This window comes from Pseudoalteromonas sp. T1lg75 (genome assembly GCF_002964705.1).
In the GTDB taxonomy this organism is placed as follows: domain Bacteria; phylum Pseudomonadota; class Gammaproteobacteria; order Enterobacterales; family Alteromonadaceae; genus Pseudoalteromonas.
In genome coordinates this window covers 432,075-452,730 of the sequence record NZ_PQCD01000033.1, presented here as the reverse complement: position 1 = coordinate 452,730, position 20,656 = coordinate 432,075, and the positions used below count along the sequence as shown (strand labels likewise).

21 protein-coding genes are annotated in these 20,656 nt (G+C 51.7%); 10 read left to right on the top strand and 11 right to left on the bottom strand.

The window, feature by feature from the left end; all coding sequences use genetic code 11:
• Positions 1–7: 7 nt before the first annotated feature.
• Entirely contained in the window at positions 8–406 is a 399-nt protein-coding gene (locus tag C2M36_RS08600) for an STAS/SEC14 domain-containing protein (RefSeq protein ID WP_105254547.1), read from the top strand.
• Between the two features lie 101 nt (positions 407–507).
• Here C2M36_RS08600 and C2M36_RS08595 read toward each other — a convergent pair whose 3' ends face one another.
• Positions 508–1,878 carry a leucyl aminopeptidase family protein gene (locus C2M36_RS08595; protein WP_105254546.1) on the bottom strand — a complete coding sequence of 457 codons (1,371 nt, stop codon included), beginning with the start codon at positions 1,876–1,878 and terminating at the stop codon, positions 508–510.
• Between the two features lie 71 nt (positions 1,879–1,949).
• Here C2M36_RS08595 and thpR point away from each other — a divergent pair, with 71 nt between their 5' ends.
• Positions 1,950–2,483 carry an RNA 2',3'-cyclic phosphodiesterase gene (gene thpR, locus C2M36_RS08590; protein WP_105254545.1) on the top strand — a complete coding sequence of 178 codons (534 nt, stop codon included), beginning with the start codon at positions 1,950–1,952 and terminating at the stop codon, positions 2,481–2,483.
• Between the two features lie 17 nt (positions 2,484–2,500).
• Here the strand turns inward: thpR and C2M36_RS08585 are convergent, their stop codons facing one another.
• Positions 2,501–2,890, bottom strand: coding sequence for a hypothetical protein (locus tag C2M36_RS08585; protein WP_105189100.1), 390 nt, complete (start codon positions 2,888–2,890; stop codon positions 2,501–2,503).
• A 223-nt stretch (positions 2,891–3,113) separates the two neighbouring features.
• On the opposite strand from C2M36_RS08585, the gene C2M36_RS08580 reads away from it, so the two are divergent.
• Together C2M36_RS08580 and C2M36_RS08575 are read left to right on the top strand one after the other, a co-directional pair.
• A complete protein-coding gene (locus C2M36_RS08580) occupies positions 3,114–5,696 on the top strand; it encodes a TonB-dependent receptor plug domain-containing protein (protein ID WP_105254544.1) in 2,583 nt (860 codons plus the stop codon).
• A 112-nt stretch (positions 5,697–5,808) separates the two neighbouring features.
• Entirely contained in the window at positions 5,809–7,302 is a 1,494-nt protein-coding gene (locus C2M36_RS08575) for a tetratricopeptide repeat-containing sulfotransferase family protein (protein ID WP_105254543.1), read from the top strand.
• Here the strand turns inward: C2M36_RS08575 and C2M36_RS08570 are convergent.
• Positions 7,235–8,140 (bottom strand): alpha/beta fold hydrolase, encoded by a 906-nt coding sequence (locus C2M36_RS08570; protein WP_105254542.1) that lies wholly within the window; start codon positions 8,138–8,140, stop codon positions 7,235–7,237. The genes C2M36_RS08575 and C2M36_RS08570 overlap by 68 nt on opposite strands.
• Before the next feature lie 150 nt (positions 8,141–8,290).
• Between C2M36_RS08570 and C2M36_RS08565 the strand changes: the two genes are divergently transcribed.
• A complete protein-coding gene (locus C2M36_RS08565) occupies positions 8,291–8,632 on the top strand; it encodes a hypothetical protein (protein ID WP_158678896.1) in 342 nt (113 codons plus the stop codon).
• A gap of 174 nt (positions 8,633–8,806) precedes the next feature.
• Here C2M36_RS08565 and C2M36_RS08560 read toward each other — a convergent pair whose 3' ends face one another.
• On the bottom strand, positions 8,807–9,070 hold the full coding sequence (locus C2M36_RS08560; protein WP_105254540.1) for a hypothetical protein: 264 nt from the start codon (positions 9,068–9,070) through the stop codon (positions 8,807–8,809).
• Between the two features lie 267 nt (positions 9,071–9,337).
• Between C2M36_RS08560 and rlmF the strand changes: the two genes are divergently transcribed.
• On the top strand, positions 9,338–10,243 hold the full coding sequence (gene rlmF, locus C2M36_RS08555) for a 23S rRNA (adenine(1618)-N(6))-methyltransferase RlmF (protein ID WP_105254539.1): 906 nt from the start codon (positions 9,338–9,340) through the stop codon (positions 10,241–10,243).
• Positions 10,244–10,280: 37 nt separating this feature from the next.
• Here the strand turns inward: rlmF and C2M36_RS08550 are convergent, their stop codons facing one another.
• The 7 genes from C2M36_RS08550 to C2M36_RS16985 all read right to left on the bottom strand — a co-directional run bounded on the left by C2M36_RS08550 (position 10,281) and on the right by C2M36_RS16985 (position 17,270).
• On the bottom strand, positions 10,281–10,868 hold the full coding sequence (locus C2M36_RS08550) for a thymidine kinase (RefSeq protein ID WP_105254538.1): 588 nt from the start codon (positions 10,866–10,868) through the stop codon (positions 10,281–10,283).
• Positions 10,869–10,944: 76 nt separating this feature from the next.
• On the bottom strand, positions 10,945–11,427 hold the full coding sequence (locus C2M36_RS08545; RefSeq protein WP_105254537.1) for a methylated-DNA--[protein]-cysteine S-methyltransferase: 483 nt from the start codon (positions 11,425–11,427) through the stop codon (positions 10,945–10,947).
• Positions 11,424–12,773 (bottom strand): DNA-3-methyladenine glycosylase 2 family protein, encoded by a 1,350-nt coding sequence (locus tag C2M36_RS08540; protein WP_105254536.1) that lies wholly within the window; start codon positions 12,771–12,773, stop codon positions 11,424–11,426. The genes C2M36_RS08545 and C2M36_RS08540 overlap by 4 nt, the downstream gene beginning before the upstream one ends.
• Before the next feature lie 292 nt (positions 12,774–13,065).
• A complete protein-coding gene (locus C2M36_RS08535; RefSeq protein ID WP_105254535.1) occupies positions 13,066–13,560 on the bottom strand; it encodes a GNAT family N-acetyltransferase in 495 nt (164 codons plus the stop codon).
• Between the two features lie 31 nt (positions 13,561–13,591).
• Positions 13,592–15,835: an aminotransferase class V-fold PLP-dependent enzyme gene (locus C2M36_RS08530; protein WP_105254720.1), complete on the bottom strand. Its 2,244-nt coding sequence runs from the start codon at positions 15,833–15,835 to the stop codon at positions 13,592–13,594.
• Positions 15,836–15,958: 123 nt separating this feature from the next.
• Entirely contained in the window at positions 15,959–17,044 is a 1,086-nt protein-coding gene (locus C2M36_RS08525; protein WP_105254534.1) for an AI-2E family transporter, read from the bottom strand.
• On the bottom strand, positions 17,037–17,270 hold the full coding sequence (locus C2M36_RS16985) for a hypothetical protein (RefSeq protein WP_105254533.1): 234 nt from the start codon (positions 17,268–17,270) through the stop codon (positions 17,037–17,039). Before C2M36_RS16985 ends, C2M36_RS08525 begins: the two co-directional genes overlap by 8 nt.
• Before the next feature lie 404 nt (positions 17,271–17,674).
• Between C2M36_RS16985 and C2M36_RS08515 the strand changes: the two genes are divergently transcribed.
• The 4 genes from C2M36_RS08515 (at position 17,675) to C2M36_RS08500 (ending at position 20,589) form a co-directional block, all read left to right on the top strand.
• Positions 17,675–19,120 (top strand): M48 family metalloprotease, encoded by a 1,446-nt coding sequence (locus tag C2M36_RS08515; protein WP_105254532.1) that lies wholly within the window; start codon positions 17,675–17,677, stop codon positions 19,118–19,120.
• A 125-nt stretch (positions 19,121–19,245) separates the two neighbouring features.
• On the top strand, positions 19,246–19,593 hold the full coding sequence (gene arsC, locus C2M36_RS08510; protein ID WP_105254531.1) for an arsenate reductase (glutaredoxin): 348 nt from the start codon (positions 19,246–19,248) through the stop codon (positions 19,591–19,593).
• The gene (wrbA, locus tag C2M36_RS08505) at positions 19,593–20,144 is read left to right on the top strand and encodes an NAD(P)H:quinone oxidoreductase (RefSeq protein ID WP_105254530.1); all 552 of its coding nucleotides are present in this window, start codon (positions 19,593–19,595) and stop codon (positions 20,142–20,144) included. The genes arsC and wrbA overlap by 1 nt, the downstream gene beginning before the upstream one ends.
• Complete coding sequence (locus tag C2M36_RS08500; RefSeq protein WP_105254529.1) at positions 20,137–20,589, top strand: DUF2069 domain-containing protein; 453 nt, start codon at positions 20,137–20,139, stop codon at positions 20,587–20,589. The genes wrbA and C2M36_RS08500 overlap by 8 nt, the downstream gene beginning before the upstream one ends.
• Positions 20,590–20,656: the final 67 nt, after the last annotated feature.

Sequence of the window (20,656 nt, the reverse complement as noted above, 5' to 3'; positions counted from 1 at the left end):
TCAGCAAATGCAACGTCATGGTTTACACATAGGTATAGAGCGCACCAAAGCGCGTTTTTACATCTCCATGGTAATAGTCGGCAAGTTAGATCATCACGACTATGAAGTGATCACCCCGATGTTTGATGATGCCCTGAAGGGATTGGATGAGCGCATCGTCGATGTGTTTATCGACGCCAGTGAATTAGAAGGCTTTACCGCACATGCGCTGTGGGATGACTTTAAACTTGGTATTGCCCACAGACATCAATTTCGCCGTATCGCCTTTTATGGCCGTCACGACTGGCAGGATTACGCGGCGCGCATCGCCAATTGGTTTACCAGCGGCGAGGTAAAGTACTTTTCCGATGGTGATGCGGCCAGAGCCTGGCTCAATGAGCCCGAGGACGAGTCCGAAGGGGAATAATACCAATTCACTTAAATAGCTAATCACATACTTAACAGAGTTGGTATAAAAAACGAGCCGCAAAAGCGGCTCGAGGTAAGGTAATGTCGGGTGATTAAATCCTAGCGCCCGTATTTGTCTGCCAGCATGGCGTACACGGCACGAATACCAAAGGCTTCACCGCCCACCGGACGACCTGGCAGCGCGCGCACGTTCCAGGCCATCACATCAAAGTGCACCCAAGGGGTTTTCACGTCGATAAATTCCTGCAGATATAATGCTGCGGTTATGGCGCCACCGAATGGGCCCGGTGCGCAGTTGGTCAAGTCCGCCACATCGCTTTTCAGCAGGTTTTTGTATTGGGCGAACAAGGGCATGCGCCAAACCGGGTCTTGGCTTTGCTCACCGGCTTGAGTGAGAGCCTCGGCTACAGCGTCATCGTTACTAAAGAAGCCTGGCAGTTCGGTCCCCAAGGCAATACGCATGGCGCCGGTCAGAGTAGCAAAGTCGATGATCATATCCGGCTCATCCTGTTGCGCCTCATCCAAAGCGTCACATAACACCAAACGACCTTCGGCATCGGTATTATCAATTTCCACGGTCAGGCCCTTGCGGGTTTTTACCACGTCACCCGGGCGAAACGCATTGCGTGAGACCGCGTTTTCCACCGCAGGAACCAATACACGCAGTTGAATATTAAGACCCATGGCCATGATCAGGTTTGCAAGACCAATAACATGAGCGGCGCCGCCCATGTCTTTTTTCATTAAGCGCATACCGGCGGCAGGTTTTAAGTCCAGACCACCAGAGTCAAAACACACGCCCTTACCGACCAGGGTCACCTTAGGCGCGTCTTTCTTGCCCCAGCGTAAGTCGAGCAAACGCGGTTTATTTTCGCTGGCACGGCCAACCAGGTGAATGGTGGGATAATTTTGCTCTAGCAGCTCATCGCCTATCCACTGACTGAATTCACCATCAAAACGTTGCGCCAGATCGCTCATGACTTCGCTCAGATGCTGCGGCATCATGTCTGCGGCCGGAGTGTTGACCAAATCGCGTACCAGTTGCGTAGACTCCACTAAGGCCACTAATTCATCATATAAGGCCGAGTCAGCAATCAACAAACGCGCCTGCGGCTGCTGAATTTGCTTGTAACCGCTAAATTGATAACCACCCAGCACAAAACCCAGGGCGATTTCACGCTCATTGGCGGTATTTTGTAATTGGTAGTCACCCTTAGGGAGTTTGCCAATGATATCACCGGCGGCCCACATATCCCCACCATCATTGGTCACCAGAATAGCGCTTTGCGGCTCGCCAGTTTCAGAGTTCGGCAGCACACACAGGCCGGGTTGCTGTTGCAGTGAGCGGGCCACCCAGGTACGGGTAAAGTCATCTTGCTCCTGGCACCAAGCATCGCAGCCTTGTTGGTCAAAAACGAAAAGTGGGATTAAGGCGGTGTCGAGACGAGGTTTATTGATGAGTAAATTCATTGCGGACTCACTTTTTATTACTGATAATAAGCAGGATATCAAGTTAAAAAAGTAAATGATATAGCCAAGCCATGGGACCTAGCGAGCAAGCACGTCGGCTGTTTTTTGCCTTGGGGCTAAGCGCCGAGCACAAACAGCACATCAATCACTGGTTAAACCGCCATGTTTCCCTCAGCAAGGCGCCAACCCAGTGCCGTAACTGGCATTTAACCTTGATGTTTCTCGGTCAGGTTGAACACACCCAGGCGCAGCAATTGATCAAGGATGCGGGCGACTTGGTGGTACCTCATTTTTCCTTAAGCTTGGATGAGTATGACTACTGGCCACACAACGGCCTCTTCCACCTGCGACCCAGCTCCCCCGACCCTGGCTTGTTGAATCTGGCTGGCGACCTTAAAGCCCTGGCCAAGCAGCAACAGATTGAGGACCAACACCGGCGTTATCGCCCCCATGTCACCCTGGCACGCAACCTTAAAAGGCCACCTGTCGTCGATAGCCCGATAACACCACTGCAACTAGAGATTGACCATTTCACCCTGTATCACTCGACCCGTGACGACCAGGGACTGGTGTATTTACCACTTGCCGAGTTTGCCTGCCGCTAACCCAGCCTTGGCCGCGGTTAATCGTCTTTAGGCTTGTTGTCCGCTTTGGTCTTTGGCGGTTTGGGGTGGCTAAAGGAGCTCGGCAGGATATCGACGCCAACCATGTGCGCAATTTTGACCACCAGAGGAATGGTGATAGGTGCAAACGGCAGCACGGCAAACACCCCTAGGCCGAGGCCTTTAAGAATATCGACAAATTGTTTATTGGCTACCTGTAAGTCTTGTTTAGACGCCTGTCCCTTGGTGTAGCGCTTATAGATATCGAGCATTTCCCTTGTTTCTTGCCGCTCTTGGGCAAGAGCCCATTTTAGCGTGACCATAGCACGGCGCAATTTCAGCTTTTGTCGGCGCCGCGAAATCATAAGCACCCGCAGTGGAGCGCGATGAAACGAACGATAGATTCGCATACTGTCTTTAATTAGGGATCTGATTGCGCATTGTCACATACTTCTGCGCGTTTCACTAGCTCCCGTAACCGAGGACGGACAACTGCTCCTACCTTGGATAAAAACATCTCACACCCAACACTTTTGTGACCCACTGTTGAATTTAATGTTAACGATCTGTATACATAACATGTACACAATAACTATAAGCAATCTGAATCTGTATATGACTGGGGGACGAAACATGAAGTTAAAGTACAGAAAGTTACAGGCGGCGGTGCGCTGCGCCTTATTATCTACAACCGCCTTGGCGGCCATGCATAGCACGGCGGCGCTGGCCGATGACGATGCAAAAGCAGAAGACATCAAGAATATTGAAAAAATCGCAGTAGTGGGTTCGCGCTCGGCACCCCGCTCCATCGGTAGCTCTCCAGTTCCGGTCGATATCATCGGCGGCGAAGAGCTGGGTAAAACCGGCAACTCGGATATGTTGGAGGTCCTAAAAGGCAGCGTGCCGTCTTTCAACGTGCACGGTAACCCGATCAGCGACGCCGCCACCTTGGTGCGCCCGGCGAACCTTCGTGGCCTGCCTTCGGACAGCACCTTGGTGCTGTTAAATGGTAAACGTCGCCACCGTGCCTCGGTCATTGCCTTCTTGGGCGGCGGTATCAATGACGGCGCCCAAGGCCCAGATATCTCGGTTATTCCCAGCATCGCCCTAAAGCAGGTGGAAGTGCTACGCGATGGTGCCGCGGCGCAATACGGTTCAGATGCCATCGCTGGGGTGATGAACTTTGTGCTTAAAGACGCCAGCGAAGGGGGCACCCTGGAGCTGCGCCATGGTCAGTATTATGAGGGCGATGGCGATACCACCCAGCTTGCCGGTAATATCGGCCTGCCATTTACCGATGATGGTTTCGCTAACTTTAGCTTCCAGTATAAAAACGCCGACGCCACCAGCCGCAGCGTTCAACATTACGATGCGGAAAAACTCGCGGCCGCAGGCGTGCCAGATGTCGCGGATCCGGCACAGATTTGGGGCTCGCCGGAGATCGATGACGACATCACTGTGTTTGGTAATATCGGCCTGCAACTAAGCAAGGATGATGAATTCTATATGTTCGGTAACTATTCCGAGCGTGATGTTCGCGGCGGTTTCTACTACCGTAACCCACACACCCGCCCCGGCGTTTACTCCCCGGATGAAGGTCAGACGCTACTCGTTGGTGACTTAACCGGTGATATGAGCGGCAACTGCCCTACCGATATTCTTATTGATGAGAACGTGCTCGATAACCCGGAATACATTAACCGCGTTGCCAATAACCCGGATTGTTTCGCCTTTAACGAGTTGCTGCCCGGCGGTTTCACCCCTAATTTTGGCGGTAATGTCGTTGATACCTCGCTAACCGCAGGGGTGAAAGGTGAATTTACCGATGGCTGGTTACACGGCTGGTTCTACGACGCCAGCGCCTCGGTCGGCTACAATGCCTCACGTTACTTCCTCTATGACTCCATTAACGCCTCATTGGGCCCGGATACGCCGCGCGATTTCTCTCCTGGTAAATACGAGCAATTAGAGAAAACCTTTAACTTTGATCTCAGCAAAGCCTTTGACTGGGGCCTGTATGACGATGCCAACCTGGCCGGCGGCCTGGAATGGCGTGAGGAAACCTTTACGGTGATCTCCGGCGACGAGCAGTCCTTTGAGGTTGGCCCGCTCTTCGATCAAGGCTTTAGTATCGGCTCAAACGGCTTCCCCGGCTTTAAACCGTCACAAGCCGGCGAGTTTACCCGCCGAAACTATGCCGCTTACGTGGACGTAGAAACCCTATTCAGCGAGGATCTACTCATGGGCTGGGCGGTGCGTTTTGAAGACTACGACACCTTTGGCTCAACCACCAACTACAAGGTCACCGCCCACTACACCATCAACGATGTGTTGGCATTGCGCGGCTCACTCAGCACTGGCTTTAGGGCGCCCACGGTCGGCCAGGCCAATGTCAGTAACGTACAAACCAACCTAAGCAGCGGTGTATTGGTCGACTCGGCCCTGCTGCCGCCGACCAACCCCATCGCCGTATTGCTTGGTGGTGAAGAGCTGCAACCGGAAGAGTCCGACAGCTACACCCTGGGTGCGGTGTATCAGGACGGTGATTTCTTCCTGACGGTGGATTACTACAACATAGATGTTGAAGACCGCATCAGTCAGTCGGATAAAATCGAGTTGGACGATGACGACAGACAAAGGCTGAAGGAAGCTGGCGTACCTAACGTTGAACAGTTGGCGCAGGTCAGCTTCTTTACCAATGACTTCGACACCACCACCAAGGGTGTTGATGTCGTCGCCAACTACAGTACCGACCTACTCGATGGCTCTTCTACCTTTAGCCTGGCCTACAACTGGAATGAAACCGAGGTTACCCGCTTTAGTGAAATCACAGGTGGCTTCAAGGTAAGTCGGCTTGAAGACGACCTACCGAACCATCGCGCGACTGCCACCTGGGCACAGCAATGGGAGTCCATCTCGGGTTTTGTGCGCGCCAATTATTATGGAGAGTACCAGGGTGTGCACGTAGACTATGACGCCACGGCGAAAATGGCCGATGCCACTGTGACCTTCGATATGGAGTTAACCTATCATGTTAACGATAACATCGACCTGTCCCTGGGTGCGCAAAACATCTTTGATGAAGAAGGCGAGCCGCTCGACTTCGAAGATGCGACCGGCATTCCCAATAACCAGTGGGGCGGTAAGTTTTATGAAACCTCACCCTATGGGTTTAATGGCGGCTACTACTATCTGAAGGCTTCTTATAGCTTCTAAGGCTCGAGCCTTAACCTAACCATCCACTGCGGGCGTCAGCCCGCTTTTTTATGCTTGCGCTCGTAACCACCGAGCGTTATGTTGAATTTACTCGTACCAGCAAACAAACAATATGAATGTACTCGCGCATGCCAACCGACTGCTTGGCGAAAACAAATTAAAACAAGCTGAGTTTCATTTTAAGTCGCTGTTAGAGGCTAATCCCAATCAGGGTGAAGCCTGGTTCGGCTTGGGCCGCATCGCCATGCGTTTGGAGAAGTATCCACAGGCCGTGTACCTGCTTCAAAAAGCCTGTCAGCGTTTGCCCAAGGTATTGGAGCCGCTCTTTGCCCTTGCCGATGCCTTTGATGCCCTTAAAAAACAGCAAGATGCCTTCGCTATCCTGGACTATTGCTGCAAAATCGCGCCGCATAATGGCGAAGCCTTTTACCGCCTGGCTCAACATCAGTTGGTGTATGGGTTTATGGAGCAGGCCAGGCATACGCTCACCCTTGGATTGGCCTGCCCGGACCAGGATGTCACCCTGTATCTCTATTATGAACTGGCGCACCTTGACCCTAGCGCGATTGGCAGCGAGCAAATTGCCCGCCTGCACACCTTGCTCAGAGGCACGCAAAATAAGCATGCCAACGTGGTTGCCCACTACACCTTAGGTAAAAGCTATCATCAGGTGGGCGATAAGAATCAAGCCTTCGCCCATTATCGTCTCGCCAACAAGTTACAGGCCAAGCTCTGCCCAGCCTTTAGCAAAAAGGGCTTTGATTCCTACCTTGATGAGATTAAGACCCTGTTTAGCGCAGATTTTATTCGCTCCCAGCGCGATGGAATTAAGGCCAGTTTCACCCCCGTGTTTATCGTCGGCATGCCCAGAAGCGGCTCAACCCTGCTAGAACAAATGCTATGCCAGCACCCTAAGGTGGCAAGCTTGGGTGAAAACCCGGTTTTTAGCGGCAAACTTATGGCCTACCTTAGCGCCGTTACAGAGCGCCCTTTTCCCGCCTGTATGACCGATTTGAATGCAGAGATGCGCTCAAAACTCAGGCAGATGTATGCTGACGAAGTCGCCAAGCAGCAGCTGGGCCATCAGTTTATTCTCAATAAACTGCCGGCCAACTTTCAGGCAATCGGTGCCATCAAGGCGCTGTTTCCTAATGCTTTATTTATCGACATGCGCCGCAGTTTTTATCCCATGGCCTGGTCTGTGTTTGGCCACTATTTTGGCGCCAATGAGGCCTTTTTCTGCGATATGGATATGCTGCAAGACTATTATCAAGGCTACGAGGGACTGATGCAGCATTGGCGCCAGAGCGTTGGTGACAGCCTTTACACCCAGCATTATGAGCAGTTGATAGAGCAACCGGAGCAGGTACTGCGCCAACTATGCGCCTGGCTGGATATTGTCTACACCGAGCAATGCCTTAATTACCACAGCAGTAACAGCGCGGTTACCACCTTAAGTCGAATTCAGGTACGAAAAAAGCTCTACCAGGGCGCAAACCTTGCCTATAAAGAGTATGAACAGGCGTTTTTAGGCTGCTTTAGCCATGTCGTGCAAACCAGGCCACAACATCCTGAAACTGATCCCGCACTGCCTGCGGGTGAGTAAGCATATCAATATGGCCATAATCATGGTGATGACCATGGCTGCGGCCATAAATTTTTAACTCTTGCAGCCCGACTCCGGACTCCTGAATAAACTTCTTAATATCGATGGGCTGGGCAAGAGACTTATCCTTGACCCCGGCGATATGCAAAATGGGCGGTAACGCTTTATGACGCAGCGATGCGCCGTAATCGAAGCCATCATCACTGTCGACCCAGGGCTGCACCTTGGCCCATTGCATGCTCTGATAGTGCGACTTAATGGTTTCGTTATCGCTGCCCCACTTAAGCTGGCGTGCAGGCAGGTAGCCGTGCTTCTGCGCATATTTAGGGGCGAGCCAATACCAAATTAAATTGCCCTTAATAAATTTACCCAGATGGCGGTTATAGAGCGAACGTTTAGAACCAAAGTAGGCGCATGCGCTCACCTGCTCGGCGTATTCAGGAAAACGGGCAAAGGCACTGTTAAAGAGCACGCCGCCCCATGAGTGCGCCACCCAAAAACGGGGAAACGCACCGCTATGGGCGGTAATTTTGTCGATAAAGGCGGGGATCTCGGTGCAAATAGCCTCGGTTTGACCATAGGCTGACCCGCGGCCAATGGCCGGTTTACTCTCTCCTCGTCCTGCCAAGTCGGCTACATAACAGCGGTAACCCTGCCGCGCCAAAAATGGCGCCAGGCCCTTGTTGCTGTGGGTGTAGAAAATTTTGCCGTTTTCTACTGCGCCATGCATAAAAAACACGGCTGGGCCACAGGCATCGGCTTTGGCAATATAACGCAGGTGTAATTGCTGCGACGCATTGAGGTCAATAAAAAGCGACTGCTGCTGAATATCGGTCATAATTCGGCCCATTTTGTTATTTTTATCTCATCGTACCAGTGTTGATAATCGGCAACAAGTTATTAAAATCACTCCTAATTTTTCGTTCAGTTTCGGTTTAGGCTACTGTGGTATGATTTACACGAAATTAACAACTCAAGAGTAAAAATTATGAACTCATTACGTCCACTAAGTGTTGCATTAATGCTAGCCGTTTCTCTAGGTGTAAGTGTTGAAGCCAGTGCTCAAGACAAAAAAGAAAAAGAAGTAAAAGAGCAAAAAGCACAAGTTAAAGAAATCAATGAGCACGCTGAACTTAAGCACAAAAACGCTCAAGAGCACGCCCAAGAGAAGCGTGAAATGGCTAAAGAAAAAACCGAAGCCAAAAAAGAAGTAGCTGAAGAAAAGCACGAAGCGGCTGAGGAAAAAGTCCACGAGCACAAAAAAGATGCAAAGCACAAAATGAAAGACAAGGAAAAGAAAGCCAAAGAAAAGGCTAAAGAGAACAACTAAGAAAGACTTAAATAGTGCGACGAGATGATTGTCGCAAAGGCGAGTATAACTAATCTCCCTTTTAGCCTTCAGTATTTGCACACGGTACTGAAGGCTAGCTTATGTCAAGATGACTGCGTTGGCATAATGGCCCAAGTTCAAAAACAAGCAGCCATTAATGTCAAACCAGCTCAATTAATCCTGTAACCCTAATTTTGCGCGCTTTATCGACAACTTGATCACGGTAACAAACTGCCACACCATTAGCGCACCACCGATGCCGAGTAAGGCATAGCTGTTTTCTATTTCGTTTAAAAACGAGATAAACGCATCGCCATTGACGGCAAAAACGCCATACAAACCCAAACCGAATAAAATCGATCCCGGCGCGCCTATTAGCTGGGCCTGAAGCATTTTCTTATTGATTTCACTGCGTTGTGCTTCCCTATTATCAGTCATAATTTTCCCTAGTATTGATGTTGTTTCTGGTTGAAAACATTTAACCCGATAGCTAACGGCTTTATGCTACTTAAAAATATTTAGCCGCCACGACAATGGTAAGTTAACTAATTAATAACCAACATATTTACATGTATTCTCTAAGCTGTAAATAAGGTCGGCACACGGCCTATATGGCTTGTCCATGCGCCAGCTTAATTGGGCGCTACATTCCGGCGGGCCGATCCCTTATACTATGCCCATATTCACGTGATAGAGATCCCGCCCTTGCATCCACAAAACCGCCACCGTAACGGCTACGACTTCGACGCCCTGTGCAGCAGCTTGCCAAATCTACAAGCCTATGTAGTTAAGCGCCCGGATGGGCAAGCCAGTATCGACTTTAGCGATGCCAAGGCACTGAAAACCTTAAACCAGGCCTTGCTTAAACATCATTACGATGTAGCCATTTGGGATTTGCCCGAGGGCTTTTTGTGCCCGCCTGTGCCCGGGCGCGCCGACTATTTGCACCATCTTTATGATTTGATAAGCCAGGATACTGAGCACAGCCTAAAGCAGCCAAAGGTGCGGGTGATGGATGTCGGCACGGGAGCCTCACTGATCTACCCCATCCTAGGTAACAAGCTGTTTAATTGGCAGTTTTTAGCCAGCGATATAGATGTGCAGTCGGTTAAGTTGGCAAAACAGCTGGCTCAGCTCAATGCCTTGCCAATCAAGGTGATACAGCAAAAGCAGCCGACTCAGTACTTCGCCGGCATTATCAAGGCGCAGGACACCTTAGTCGCCACTCTGTGCAACCCGCCTTTTCATGACAGTGAACAGAGTGCCCAGGCCGGATCGCAACGCAAATGGCGTAACTTAAAGGGGCAGCAGAGCGATGCCCTGAACTTTGGTGGCCGCGCCAATGAGTTATGGTGCCAAGGCGGTGAGTTGGCCTTTATCCGCAATATGGCCTTGGAGAGCCAACACTTTGCCGAGCAGGTAATCTGGTTTACCAGCCTGGTATCGAAAAAGGAAAATGAGCGCCCATTGAAGAGCACATTACGGAAACTGGGGGCCGAGCAAATTGAGGTGGTGGCCATGGCCCAGGGGCAAAAAAGCAGCCGCTTTATTGCCTGGACCTTTATGGATGCGCCCGAGCGCCGGGCGCAGCTGGAAAGACTGTTGGGCTAAACCCGGGCTATGCCTTAGGCTATGCCTTGGCTAAGCCTTAGACTGAATCTTGATTAAGCGCTTCTTTATAGTGTTTACGGCACACGGATACATAGCGCTCATTACCGCCTATCTGTACCTGATCGCCACTGGCCACGACATCACCATTGTGGCCATAACGCAGTACATGATTAGCCTTGCGGCCGCAATGGCACACGGTTTTTAGCTCCACCAGCTTATCGGCCCAGGCCAGTAAATACTGGGAGCCGACAAACAACTCCCCCAAAAAGTCACTACGCAAACCATAACACAGCACCGGAATTTTTAGCTGATCGACCACCTCGGTCAGCTGCCATACCTGCTCCTTGGATAAAAACTGACTCTCATCCACCAGCACGCAATGCAAGGGCTCTTCCTGGTGTTGCGAGGCAATCAAATCGAAGACATTGCTGGTGCCATCGAAAACAAAGGCATCGGCCTGCAAGCCGATACGGGAGGCCACCTTACCGACCCCGGCGCGATCGTCGATGGCGGCGGTCATGATCATGGGGCGCATGCCGCGCTCGCGATAGTTAAACGCCGATTGCAATAAGGTGGTGGACTTACCGGCATTCATTGCCGAATAGTAAAAATACAGTTGAGCCATGGTTATTCTTCTCAAAATTTCGCGCGCCAAGCTTACACTAAGCCCCGGCTCAAGGCCAAGGCAAACTCTTTAGGGGTTATTCCTTGCTACAGTGAGCTTGCTCTAAGGCCAGCAGCCAGCGCTTACGCTCCAGTCCACCGGCATACCCGGTCAAGGTGCCATTGGCGCCTATTACCCGATGACAAGGCATAATGATGCTGATGGGATTACGACCATTGGCCGCACCCACTGCGCGCACCGCCTTGGGATTGCCCACCTGGCGTGCGATATCACCATAACTGCCTGTTTTACCATAGGCAATCCCACCTAGGGCTTGCCAGATTTGACGCTGAAACTCGGTACCCTGGGTATCTAAAGGCAGCTCAAATTCTTGCCGCGCGCCTTGAAAATATTCCTTTAACTGGGTTTTGGCGAGGGAGGTGATGGCATTGGCACTTGCAGCCGCACTGGCTTCTGCCTTACGTCCAAGGTCAAAACCCACATAACACAGGCCCCTGTCGGTCGCCTGGATCACCAACTCGCCCAGAGGCGTGTCGATACACTCTTGAAATAAGGTCATAATTGTTGCCATAGTTGAAAGGTAAGGTATGAGCGAAACGGCGCAGCACGTTCGATCTCTATGCCGGCGAGCCCCGCCAGCGCTTTTTGCACGCCAAGATCGCCACAGAGATAAATATCCGGATCGCTGCAGCCACGCATTTTCGCATAATTGACCGTCCAGGGGCCTATGCCCTTAATCGCCTGCCAGGCATCCAGATCATCACTGCCGTGCTCAGCAATATACGAGCTTAAATCCCGCAGCGCCTGCTTACGTCGCCCGGGCATATTAAAGAATGCCAATTCGTCTGCGGCCATGTGCGCGGCGGTGGGGAAGTAACGCCCCTGCTCGCCCAACTCAGTCACCAAGGTGGTAGTGAGCGTGCGCGCCGCCGTGACACTCACCTGCTGACCGAGCACCGCACGGATCCCGGCCTCGAACGGATCCCAGATACCCGGCAGGCGCAGCCCCGACGTAAGCTCAAACTGCTCGCCCACCGCAGCTGCTAACTGATGGTTGATCACCTGGGTATCGGCATCCAGGTCCAACACCCGGCGGATATTGGCAACCACTCCTTGCAGGCAGTGCCAGTTATCCAGGCTGATCTCCACCCTAAAACCCTGCTTTTGCTCCTGGTAATGGGCTGTAAACTCGCCCTTCGATCCCTGATAAGTGAAGGTGCGACCATAACTGGTGGCAGTTATCCACTCCATGGGGGACACCAAACGCTTGTGTAAAAATGCCTGCATGGCCTGCCAGTCATAAGGTGGACGAAAACTTAAAAACAAGCTGATGTGACTGGCGTCCAATTGCGCTTTGTTGCGAATGGCACTGGGCGTTAATTGCGTCAGCTTCTTAAAGGCATCGTTAAAGCGGCGCACGCTATTAAAGCCGGCGGCAAATGCTATCTCGGTGACTGTCAATTGAGTTTGCTGCAACAACTGTTTCGCAAATTGGCATTGGCTAAACAAGGCGTATTGTCCTGGCGCAATGCCATAGTGCCTTTTAAACAACTGATTAAGGTAGCTAGATGACACCCCAAGACGAGTGCTTATCGCCTCGGCGCCGCCCTTGGACCAATGGCCCTGATCGATTAAGCGTTTTGCTCTGAGCGCCGTGGTTTGCGCCCCAAGCCAGGGATAGCTGCCAGGGCTGGCATCTGGGCGGCAACGTAAACAGGGGCGAAAGCCCGCCTGCGCCGCTAAGTGGGCATGCTCGAAATACTCGACATTGTGTTCTTTGGCGGCTGGGGCCGGACAGATAGGCCGACAATAAATCCCCGTACTGCGCACCGCCACATAAAACAAGCCGTCGAAGCGCTTATCACGGCTTAAACGGGCTTTTTGACAGATATCGGCGGTGAACATAAACAAAGATTCCGGCTAGGGTGATTAATATGCTTAGCTTACCCTATTGGCGGCTCGGCACTAGCCGGATTTTGCACTCAATAGTAAAAAGGTAACAAGCGCGCTTTGATACCAATTCACTTAAATAGCTAATCATTCTAGCGGGCTATATTTCATGCTAACTGCGTTGGAACTTTTCTATGTAGAATAACTACATAATAAAAATTCCGCCTTGCCATCACATCATTTATCCAGCGCTATATCTGATCACACACTTAACAGAATTGGTATAGCGCGCTCATAAAAGGGCAGATTATTGCTCGGCAAATTGCAGTAACTTATCACCGCTGAGACGATAGATCTGCCACTGCGCCTGGGCCTCGGCACCTATGCTGTGATAGAAATCGATGGCGGGCTTGTTCCAATCCAATACCACCCATTCAAAACGACCACAGTTTTTACTGATGGCACGCTGCGCCAGATATTTCATCAACGCCTTACCGGCACCGCGACCACGCTTGTCTTCACTGACAAATAAGTCTTCAAGATATAGTCCATTGCGGCCAAGCCAGGTGGAATAATTATAAAAATACACCGCAAAACCAATGGCTTCGGCATCGGGGGCATCGCTTTCAAAGCAAATAATGCTGTGGGCGGTCGCCCCCTCATCAAACAGGGTGCGCTCGATATCGTGCTCGGTGGCGGCAACGGCATCGGGCTCTCGCTCGTACACCGCTAGCGCCTTGATAAACTGATAGATTAAGGGCACATCATTGATCACCGCATCGCGGATATAAACTTGGCTCATGGTGGTTCCTAGGCTGTTAACTAAGCCACCATCATACTAGCGCTAAACCACCTTGCAAGTTGTAGACATGATTGTAACCCAAGGATTGCAAGTTCTTAATCGCCTGTGCCGAGCGATTGCCGGTACGACAAACGAGAATATAACGGGTATCCGGGTCCAACTGATGGGCAAACAAGGCATTGGCCATACGACTCAGGGGCACGTTCAACAATTGATCGTCATGCACACTGAATAACGAACGGATATCCTTGGCACTGTGCTCATAGGGTTCGCGGACATCCAGCAGCACAGTTTCAAGCTCCTCCTTGGCAAGCATCTGCTGTACCTCGGCGCTATTGAGTTGCTGGGGGCTGGCGTGTTTAGGCTGGTGACTAAAACCACACAGGGCACCGCTTTCATTGCTCAGCTCGTGATCCAAAGCACGTTTTTGCTCGGCAAACTGCTCTTTGCTGATCTGCTCTTGCAATAACTGCTGCAGCAAGGGCGTTGCCTGGACCTGGGCCTGCCAGCTCAGGGCAAAACATTGCTCATAATCGTGGGCCGGACAGAGCACGGTATCCGCATTCAATTTGGTCGCCAGCGCGTGAATTGAGTCGACCATCTGCTCTGAGTCGGCATCGGCAAACTGAGTGCTGCCCAATCCACTAAAGATAAAGAGGTCACCGCAGAAACAGGCGCTGACCTTATCTCCTTGATACAACAAGTAGCTGTGGCTGTCGGCACTGTGGCCCGGGGTAGCCACACGCGTCAGACGTTGCTCGCCGAGAGTGATAACATCACCTTGTGGCCAACCCAGTGGATCTTGCACCTGAGCCAGGCCAAGACGCTCTGACAACAGGGTGCGGGCCGAATCTTTATCCTGATGTTTATGGGTTTCCAGCACGGCCCTCACGTGTAGCTGTTGCTGGGCAACCAAACGGGCAATGCGCGGCACTAGTTCCACAACAGGGTCGATAACCACCGCCTCGTTATTGATGCCCACATACAGCCAACAACAACTGCCTTGGTGACGCAGTTGCGTCAGGCCCAAGGCGCAGACTTCATGTTCGGGCTGGGCGGCATCGGAAACGATTAAACAGTTATTCGCAAGCACCGGCTTAAGGGCGCAAATACGCTCACACGCCAGGGCAATTTCCTGCTCTGTGGCGGCGGGACCAAAAGACATACGGATGGCATTTTCGCTCTGCCAGTCGCTGGCCTTCATGGCATCTAAGACGAAACTGCGCGAGGCCCCGGAACTACAGGCCGAACCGCCACTGACACGAATCCCAGCGGCATCAAATAGGTCCATCACTTCCTTGGACGTCAGGCTATTAACGCAGAAGTTCAAGGTTGTCGGAACCGTGCCTTCAAGGGGCGCATTAAAACTGATATCGCCGAACGTTTGCTCTAAAGCATGGATCAGTTGTTGACGATACAAGTGCAAGGTGGCAACCGGCTTAAACACCTCTTGCGACTTATCGAGCAACAAATCGAACAACTCATACAGGCCAGCGATACCGGGCAGGTTTTCCGTGCCCGAGCGCATGCCGCTTTCCTGACCGCCACCGGCGATAAAGGGGGTATAGGGGCTATTCTCGCGAATGTATAGGAAGCCGATACCCTTGGGTGCATAAAGTTTATGACCGGAAAACGGCGCATAGTCGATGCTGGTGTCGCTCAGTGCCAGGTCCTGTTTACCTAAGGCCTGCACACAGTCCACCATCCAACTAACATGGTCGTTATTGGCGCGGATCACTTGCTCCAGTTTGGCCAAGTCCTGATACACGCCGGTTTCATTGTTAACCGCCATGGTGCAGATCATCAGCGCCTTGCCCACGTGCTGGGCGATAAAGTCGAGATCAAGCAAACCGGCTTCATCAACGGGAATAGCTAAGACCTTGGCTCCCAGGCCCAACACTTCGTTCCAGTGTTTAAGGGTATTAGGCACCGCCTTGTGCTCGGTGGCTCCGTACAATAACACGCTGTGCTCGGTGGCCTTGTGACGGTTGGCTAAAAGCGTAGAGACCACGGCGGTTTGAATGCCCTCGGTGGCTCCCGAGGTAAAGAGAATGTCGCCCTGCTCGGCACCTATAACCTTGCGCGCCTTGGCGCGCGTTTGCTCCAGCAGATACTTGGCCTGTACCCCGGTAATATGCGAGCTAGAAGGATTACCAAAACACACCTGCATGGTGTGAGAAACGACATCGGCAATGCGCGGCAACACGGGAGTCGTCGCATTGGCATCGAGATAAACGAGATCCTGGCTAGTCTGGGTGAAAAAACGCTCGGGCATGGGCACCATATTCCAATTAGCTATAACTTATAACCATTGTACACAAGTGCCCCTGCGCTATTAATACCGTTTTGTTTGCATCGCGCTTACTTTTATCAGCTTTTCATCTAAAAAAGCCGGGCACTATTCCTGAGCCGGTGTGACATGACTGTTGGCGTCTTCCAAGGTCGACGACCAGGCATTGGCCAAGGCACGCACCAAAGAGGCCAGGGGTATAGCAAAGAATACGCCCCAAAAGCCCCATAAGCCACCAAAGAACAACACCGCCATAATAATAAACACCGGGTTTAGATCCACGGCCTCGGAAAACAGCAGCGGCACCAAGACGTTACCGTCGAGCGCTTGAATAATGCCGTAAGCCACCAGCACCGACCAAAACTCACTGCTGACACCGAACTGGAACAAGGCCACGGCGGCGACGGGTATGGTCACTAGGGCTGCACCAATAAAGGGGATCAATACAGACAGTCCAACCAGCACCCCTAGCAAGGCGGCATAGCGTAAATCGAAGATGGTAAAGACCACGAAGGACACACCGCCGACAATCAGGATTTCAAACACCTTGCCACGAATATAGTTCATAATCTGCTGATTCATTTCCAGCCACACCTGCTGGATCAAACGACGCTGCGCCGGCAGCAGGGCACTGACACTGTGCAGTAGCTGGGTTTTGTCTTTGAGCATAAAGAACACCAGCAGCGGCACCAACACCAGATAGATAAGCCAGGCCACCACGTCTTTGAGGGAGGTCAGCGACACCGACACCAGCACCTGACCGAATTCCATGGCCTTACTCTCGACGCTGGCAACCAGGGTGCGCACCTGCTCCGGAGTGATCAGGGTAGGATAATCGATGGGCAAATGCATAAGATAATGTTTCCCCTGCTCCAACATGGTGGGCGCTTCTTGCAGCAAGTTACTGGTTTGCTGCCAAAGAATCGGGCCAAAGCCAAACAAGGTGCCGATCACCAAGGAGCAGAACAAACTGACCACCACTATGGTGGCTAAGGTGCGCGACAGCCCCACCCGTTGCAGACGTACCACGGGCCAATCCAGTAAGTAGGCGATCACCACGGCGACCAACACCGGCATTAATAAAGCCCCGAAGAAATAAAGCACGGCAAAAGAGCTGAGCAAGAGTAAAAGCAGGGTCACCGAGTGAGGATCGGAAAACTTTCTCTGGTACCACGCACGCACAAATTCAAACACGAGTTTCTTTCTCCACGGTTATTATTAATTGTTCTGCCGTTGTTGTGACAGCGAATGCTAACTTTTGTTTGGTTAAATAACGCTTAATATCGCTGCTCCCTTGTATATCATCGCCTTTCAGCACAAAGGCAATGTCCTGCTGCTCACTTTGTGCAGCTCGTAGTGCCAGTTTAAAGCGAACAAATAGCTCGGGACAGCTATAACACCTTAAGTCCGATTTTTTCATATCCCCTGGCCGTATCTCTTATTTTAGCTATCTTGTTGGCGCGCCGGCGCCGTTAAATCTAAGCCGGACTATCCCGCTTAGGCTCGCTATGCCCTTGGCGCGTAAGCCATAATACCGTAAAAAGACTTAAAAGCCTTGTCGCATTCGTTTATCCTAAGTCTAGGGTCTGTTGACCTGTGAGCCAAATACATCAGGGCGAATAGGCATCGCCTTGCACATATGTTCATCTTCCATGTACCTTAGCTGATGCATACTAGCTTGGCTTTATTACCCTTGAAAGTGAACGTTCGTCGTATGGTCGGTGTCTCACACTCTAACAACAAGTAACGAGGCCCGATGATAGCGCCTGCGAAAAGCAGCAAATAGCTTGCTGCAACGTAAAGATTTAAACCGCAAGGAATCATATGTTATTAAGACGTCTGCTGTTATGCGCTTTGGTATTGGTCGCCAGTTTAACTGGCGCCCATGCGCAAAACACCTTTGAGTTGCCCGACTTAGGCACCTCTGCATTACAGGCTCTGCCAATTGAAAAGGAACGCGTCATAGGCGATGTGATGATGATGCAGATTCGGGGCAACTCACCGGTGATCAACGATCCTGTACTCGACGAATACCTGCGCGGCCTGGGCAATAAACTGGTGTCCCACGCCGACGATATCCGCTTCCCTTTTTCTTTCTTTTGGATCAATAACCAGGAAATTAATGCCTTCGCCTTCTATGGCGGCCATGTCGGCGTGCACACCGGGTTGATAGCTCAGGCCGACAACGAAAGTCAGTTAGCCTCGGTGTTAGGGCACGAAATTGCCCACGTAACACAGCGTCACCTGGCGCGCCGACTGCAACAACAACAGGACAACTCGGGCATGACCATTGCCGGGTTGATAGCCGGTGTCTTGGCCACCATGGTGTCTCCCGATGCCGGCCTGGCGATTATCTCGGGCACACAAACCCAAAGTGCCCTAAGCCAGCTCACCCATAGCCGCGGCGCAGAACAAGAGGCGGATCGCATTGGCATGCGCACCCTCTACGATGCCGGTTTCGACCCCAAAGCCTCGGGGGAATTTTTAACCAAGCTGTCGGCGCAAATTCGCTATAAGCAAAAACCGCCGATCTTCTTGCTGACTCACCCGTTGCCACAAAGCCGAGTGAGTGATGTACGCCTGCGCGCGCAGCAATATCAAGACAGGCCCTATGGCGACAACCTGCTCTTTCATCTGGCCAAGAGCCGGGTGATCGCCCGATTCAACGGCGCCAGTGAGCATGCCGAGGCCCAGTTTCGTAAACTGCTTAAAGAACACAGCTTTGGCGACGCCTCGGCGCTGCGTTACGGATTGGCCTTAACCTTGATAGACCAAAAGAAATTCACTGAAGCTAAGACCCTGCTTGATGGACTGTTACAAAAAGCGCCCGACAACCTTTTTTATCTCGATTCCTTGACCGATTATTACGTCGGTATCGGCGAACCGGAAAAAGCCGTAGAGCATCTTCGTCCTTTCCATCAACTGCGCCCGAATAACCAGGTGATCACCCTGAACTACGCCCATGCCGCCATTGAGGCCAAACAGTATAAGTTGGCCGAAGACCTGCTGCGCAGCTTTGCCCTGGAAAAACCCGAGCACATCCTGGCCAAACAATTGCTAACCGACACCTACAAACATCAGGAAAACAGAGCCGCCTATCATGAAGCCAATGCCGACTTACTGGCCCAGTATGGCGCCTATATGAAGGCCGCTGACGAGGTACAAAAAGCGCTTAACCATATCGAGCCAAACGAGGCCCTTAAGCAAAAGCGTTTAAAAGCGCTGCTCAGTCAGTATCGAGCCATGCAAAAAGAGCTTTCACGGCTATAACACTGCCAAGCCAGCCTGGCCGGATGACCAGGTTGGCTAAAAAGCGCACCACCGGCGACGCCCCCCTACCCTTATAGGCCACTATCTTTTACACTATCGCTATTATCTGTATTGAAGGAATTCTTATGTCTGTCGTTATCTACCATAACCCGCGTTGCTCAAAGTCACGCCAAACCCTGGCTCTTATCGAAGACAAAGGCACACCGGTCACTGTTGTTAAATACCTTGAAGAGACACCGAGCGTTGCAACCCTTAGCGAGTTGCTTACCAAGCTGGGTTTTAGTTCTGCCCGTGAACTTATGCGTACCAAGGAAGACATCTATAAAGAGCTTGAGTTGCAAAACGAGCAGGACGAGCAAGCGCTCCTTAACGCCATGCATGCGCATCCTAAGTTGATTGAACGCCCTATCGTGGTGAACGGTGACAAGGCCGTGCTTGGCAGACCGCCGGAAAATGCCCTGGAGATCATTTAATGGCACCGATTCTGGTGCTCTACCACTCCCGCAGTGGCAGTGTGCAGGCGCTGGCCGAAGAAATCGCCGACAGCATAGAAGCACAGGGCTGTGATGTCTGGTTGCGCTGTATCGGCGATGACGGCGCCCACCCTCAGGTCAATAAGCAGGAGCTTATCGACTGTGCCGCCCTGGCCTTTGGTACACCGACACGCTTTGGCATGATGGCCTCGCAGGCGAAGTCGTTTTGGGAGCAAAGCAGCGATCTCTGGCTTAAGGGGCAATTGATCGACAAGCCCGCCTGCGTCTTTACCTCGTCCAGCAGCATGCATGGTGGCAACGAAACCACCCTGCTGCACCTGAGCATTCCCTTGTTGCATCACGGCATGTTATTGGTGGGCGTCCCCTACGACGTGCCTGCCCTAAACGCCACCACCACAGGTGGTGCTCCTTATGGTGCCAGCCATGTTGCCGGTCTGGATAATAATTCCCAGCTCAGCAGCGATGAAAAACAAATTTGCCAAGCCCTTGGTCGGCGTCTGGCTAATTTAGCGAGAAAACTCAATGACTAATATCGCCAAAAAACCACTGACTAAGCGTTATCAGCGCCTCGCACTGGTCGGTTATATCGGCCTGCTGCTGTTAATGCCCCTGTGGCTGTTCGTGTTTTCACCGCGCAGCGATTACAGCTTCGCCTTTACTTTTGGCCTCTACATAGTGCCCTTGCTCTTGCCTCTTAAAGGCATTATTCAAGACAAGCCTTATACCTATGCCTGGGCCAACTTTATCGTCATGATCTACTTTATTCATGGCTTTACCCTGCTCTGGGTCAGCCCGGATGAACGCCTGTGGGTGATACTGGAGCTGCTCTTTGCCAGCTGCATGTTTATCGGCTGCACCTACTACGCCCGTCATCGCGGTCAGGAGTTGGGTTTAAAGGTGGGTAAATTGAAAGACGATTTAGCCAATGAAAAGGCGGCACAGGAATATCACCGCCAAAATCAGGATAAGAAATAATTTTCGACAAGAAAAAACGCCGGGCTACTCGCTCGGCGTTTTTATTTTTAACATAGAAGCGGGCGCT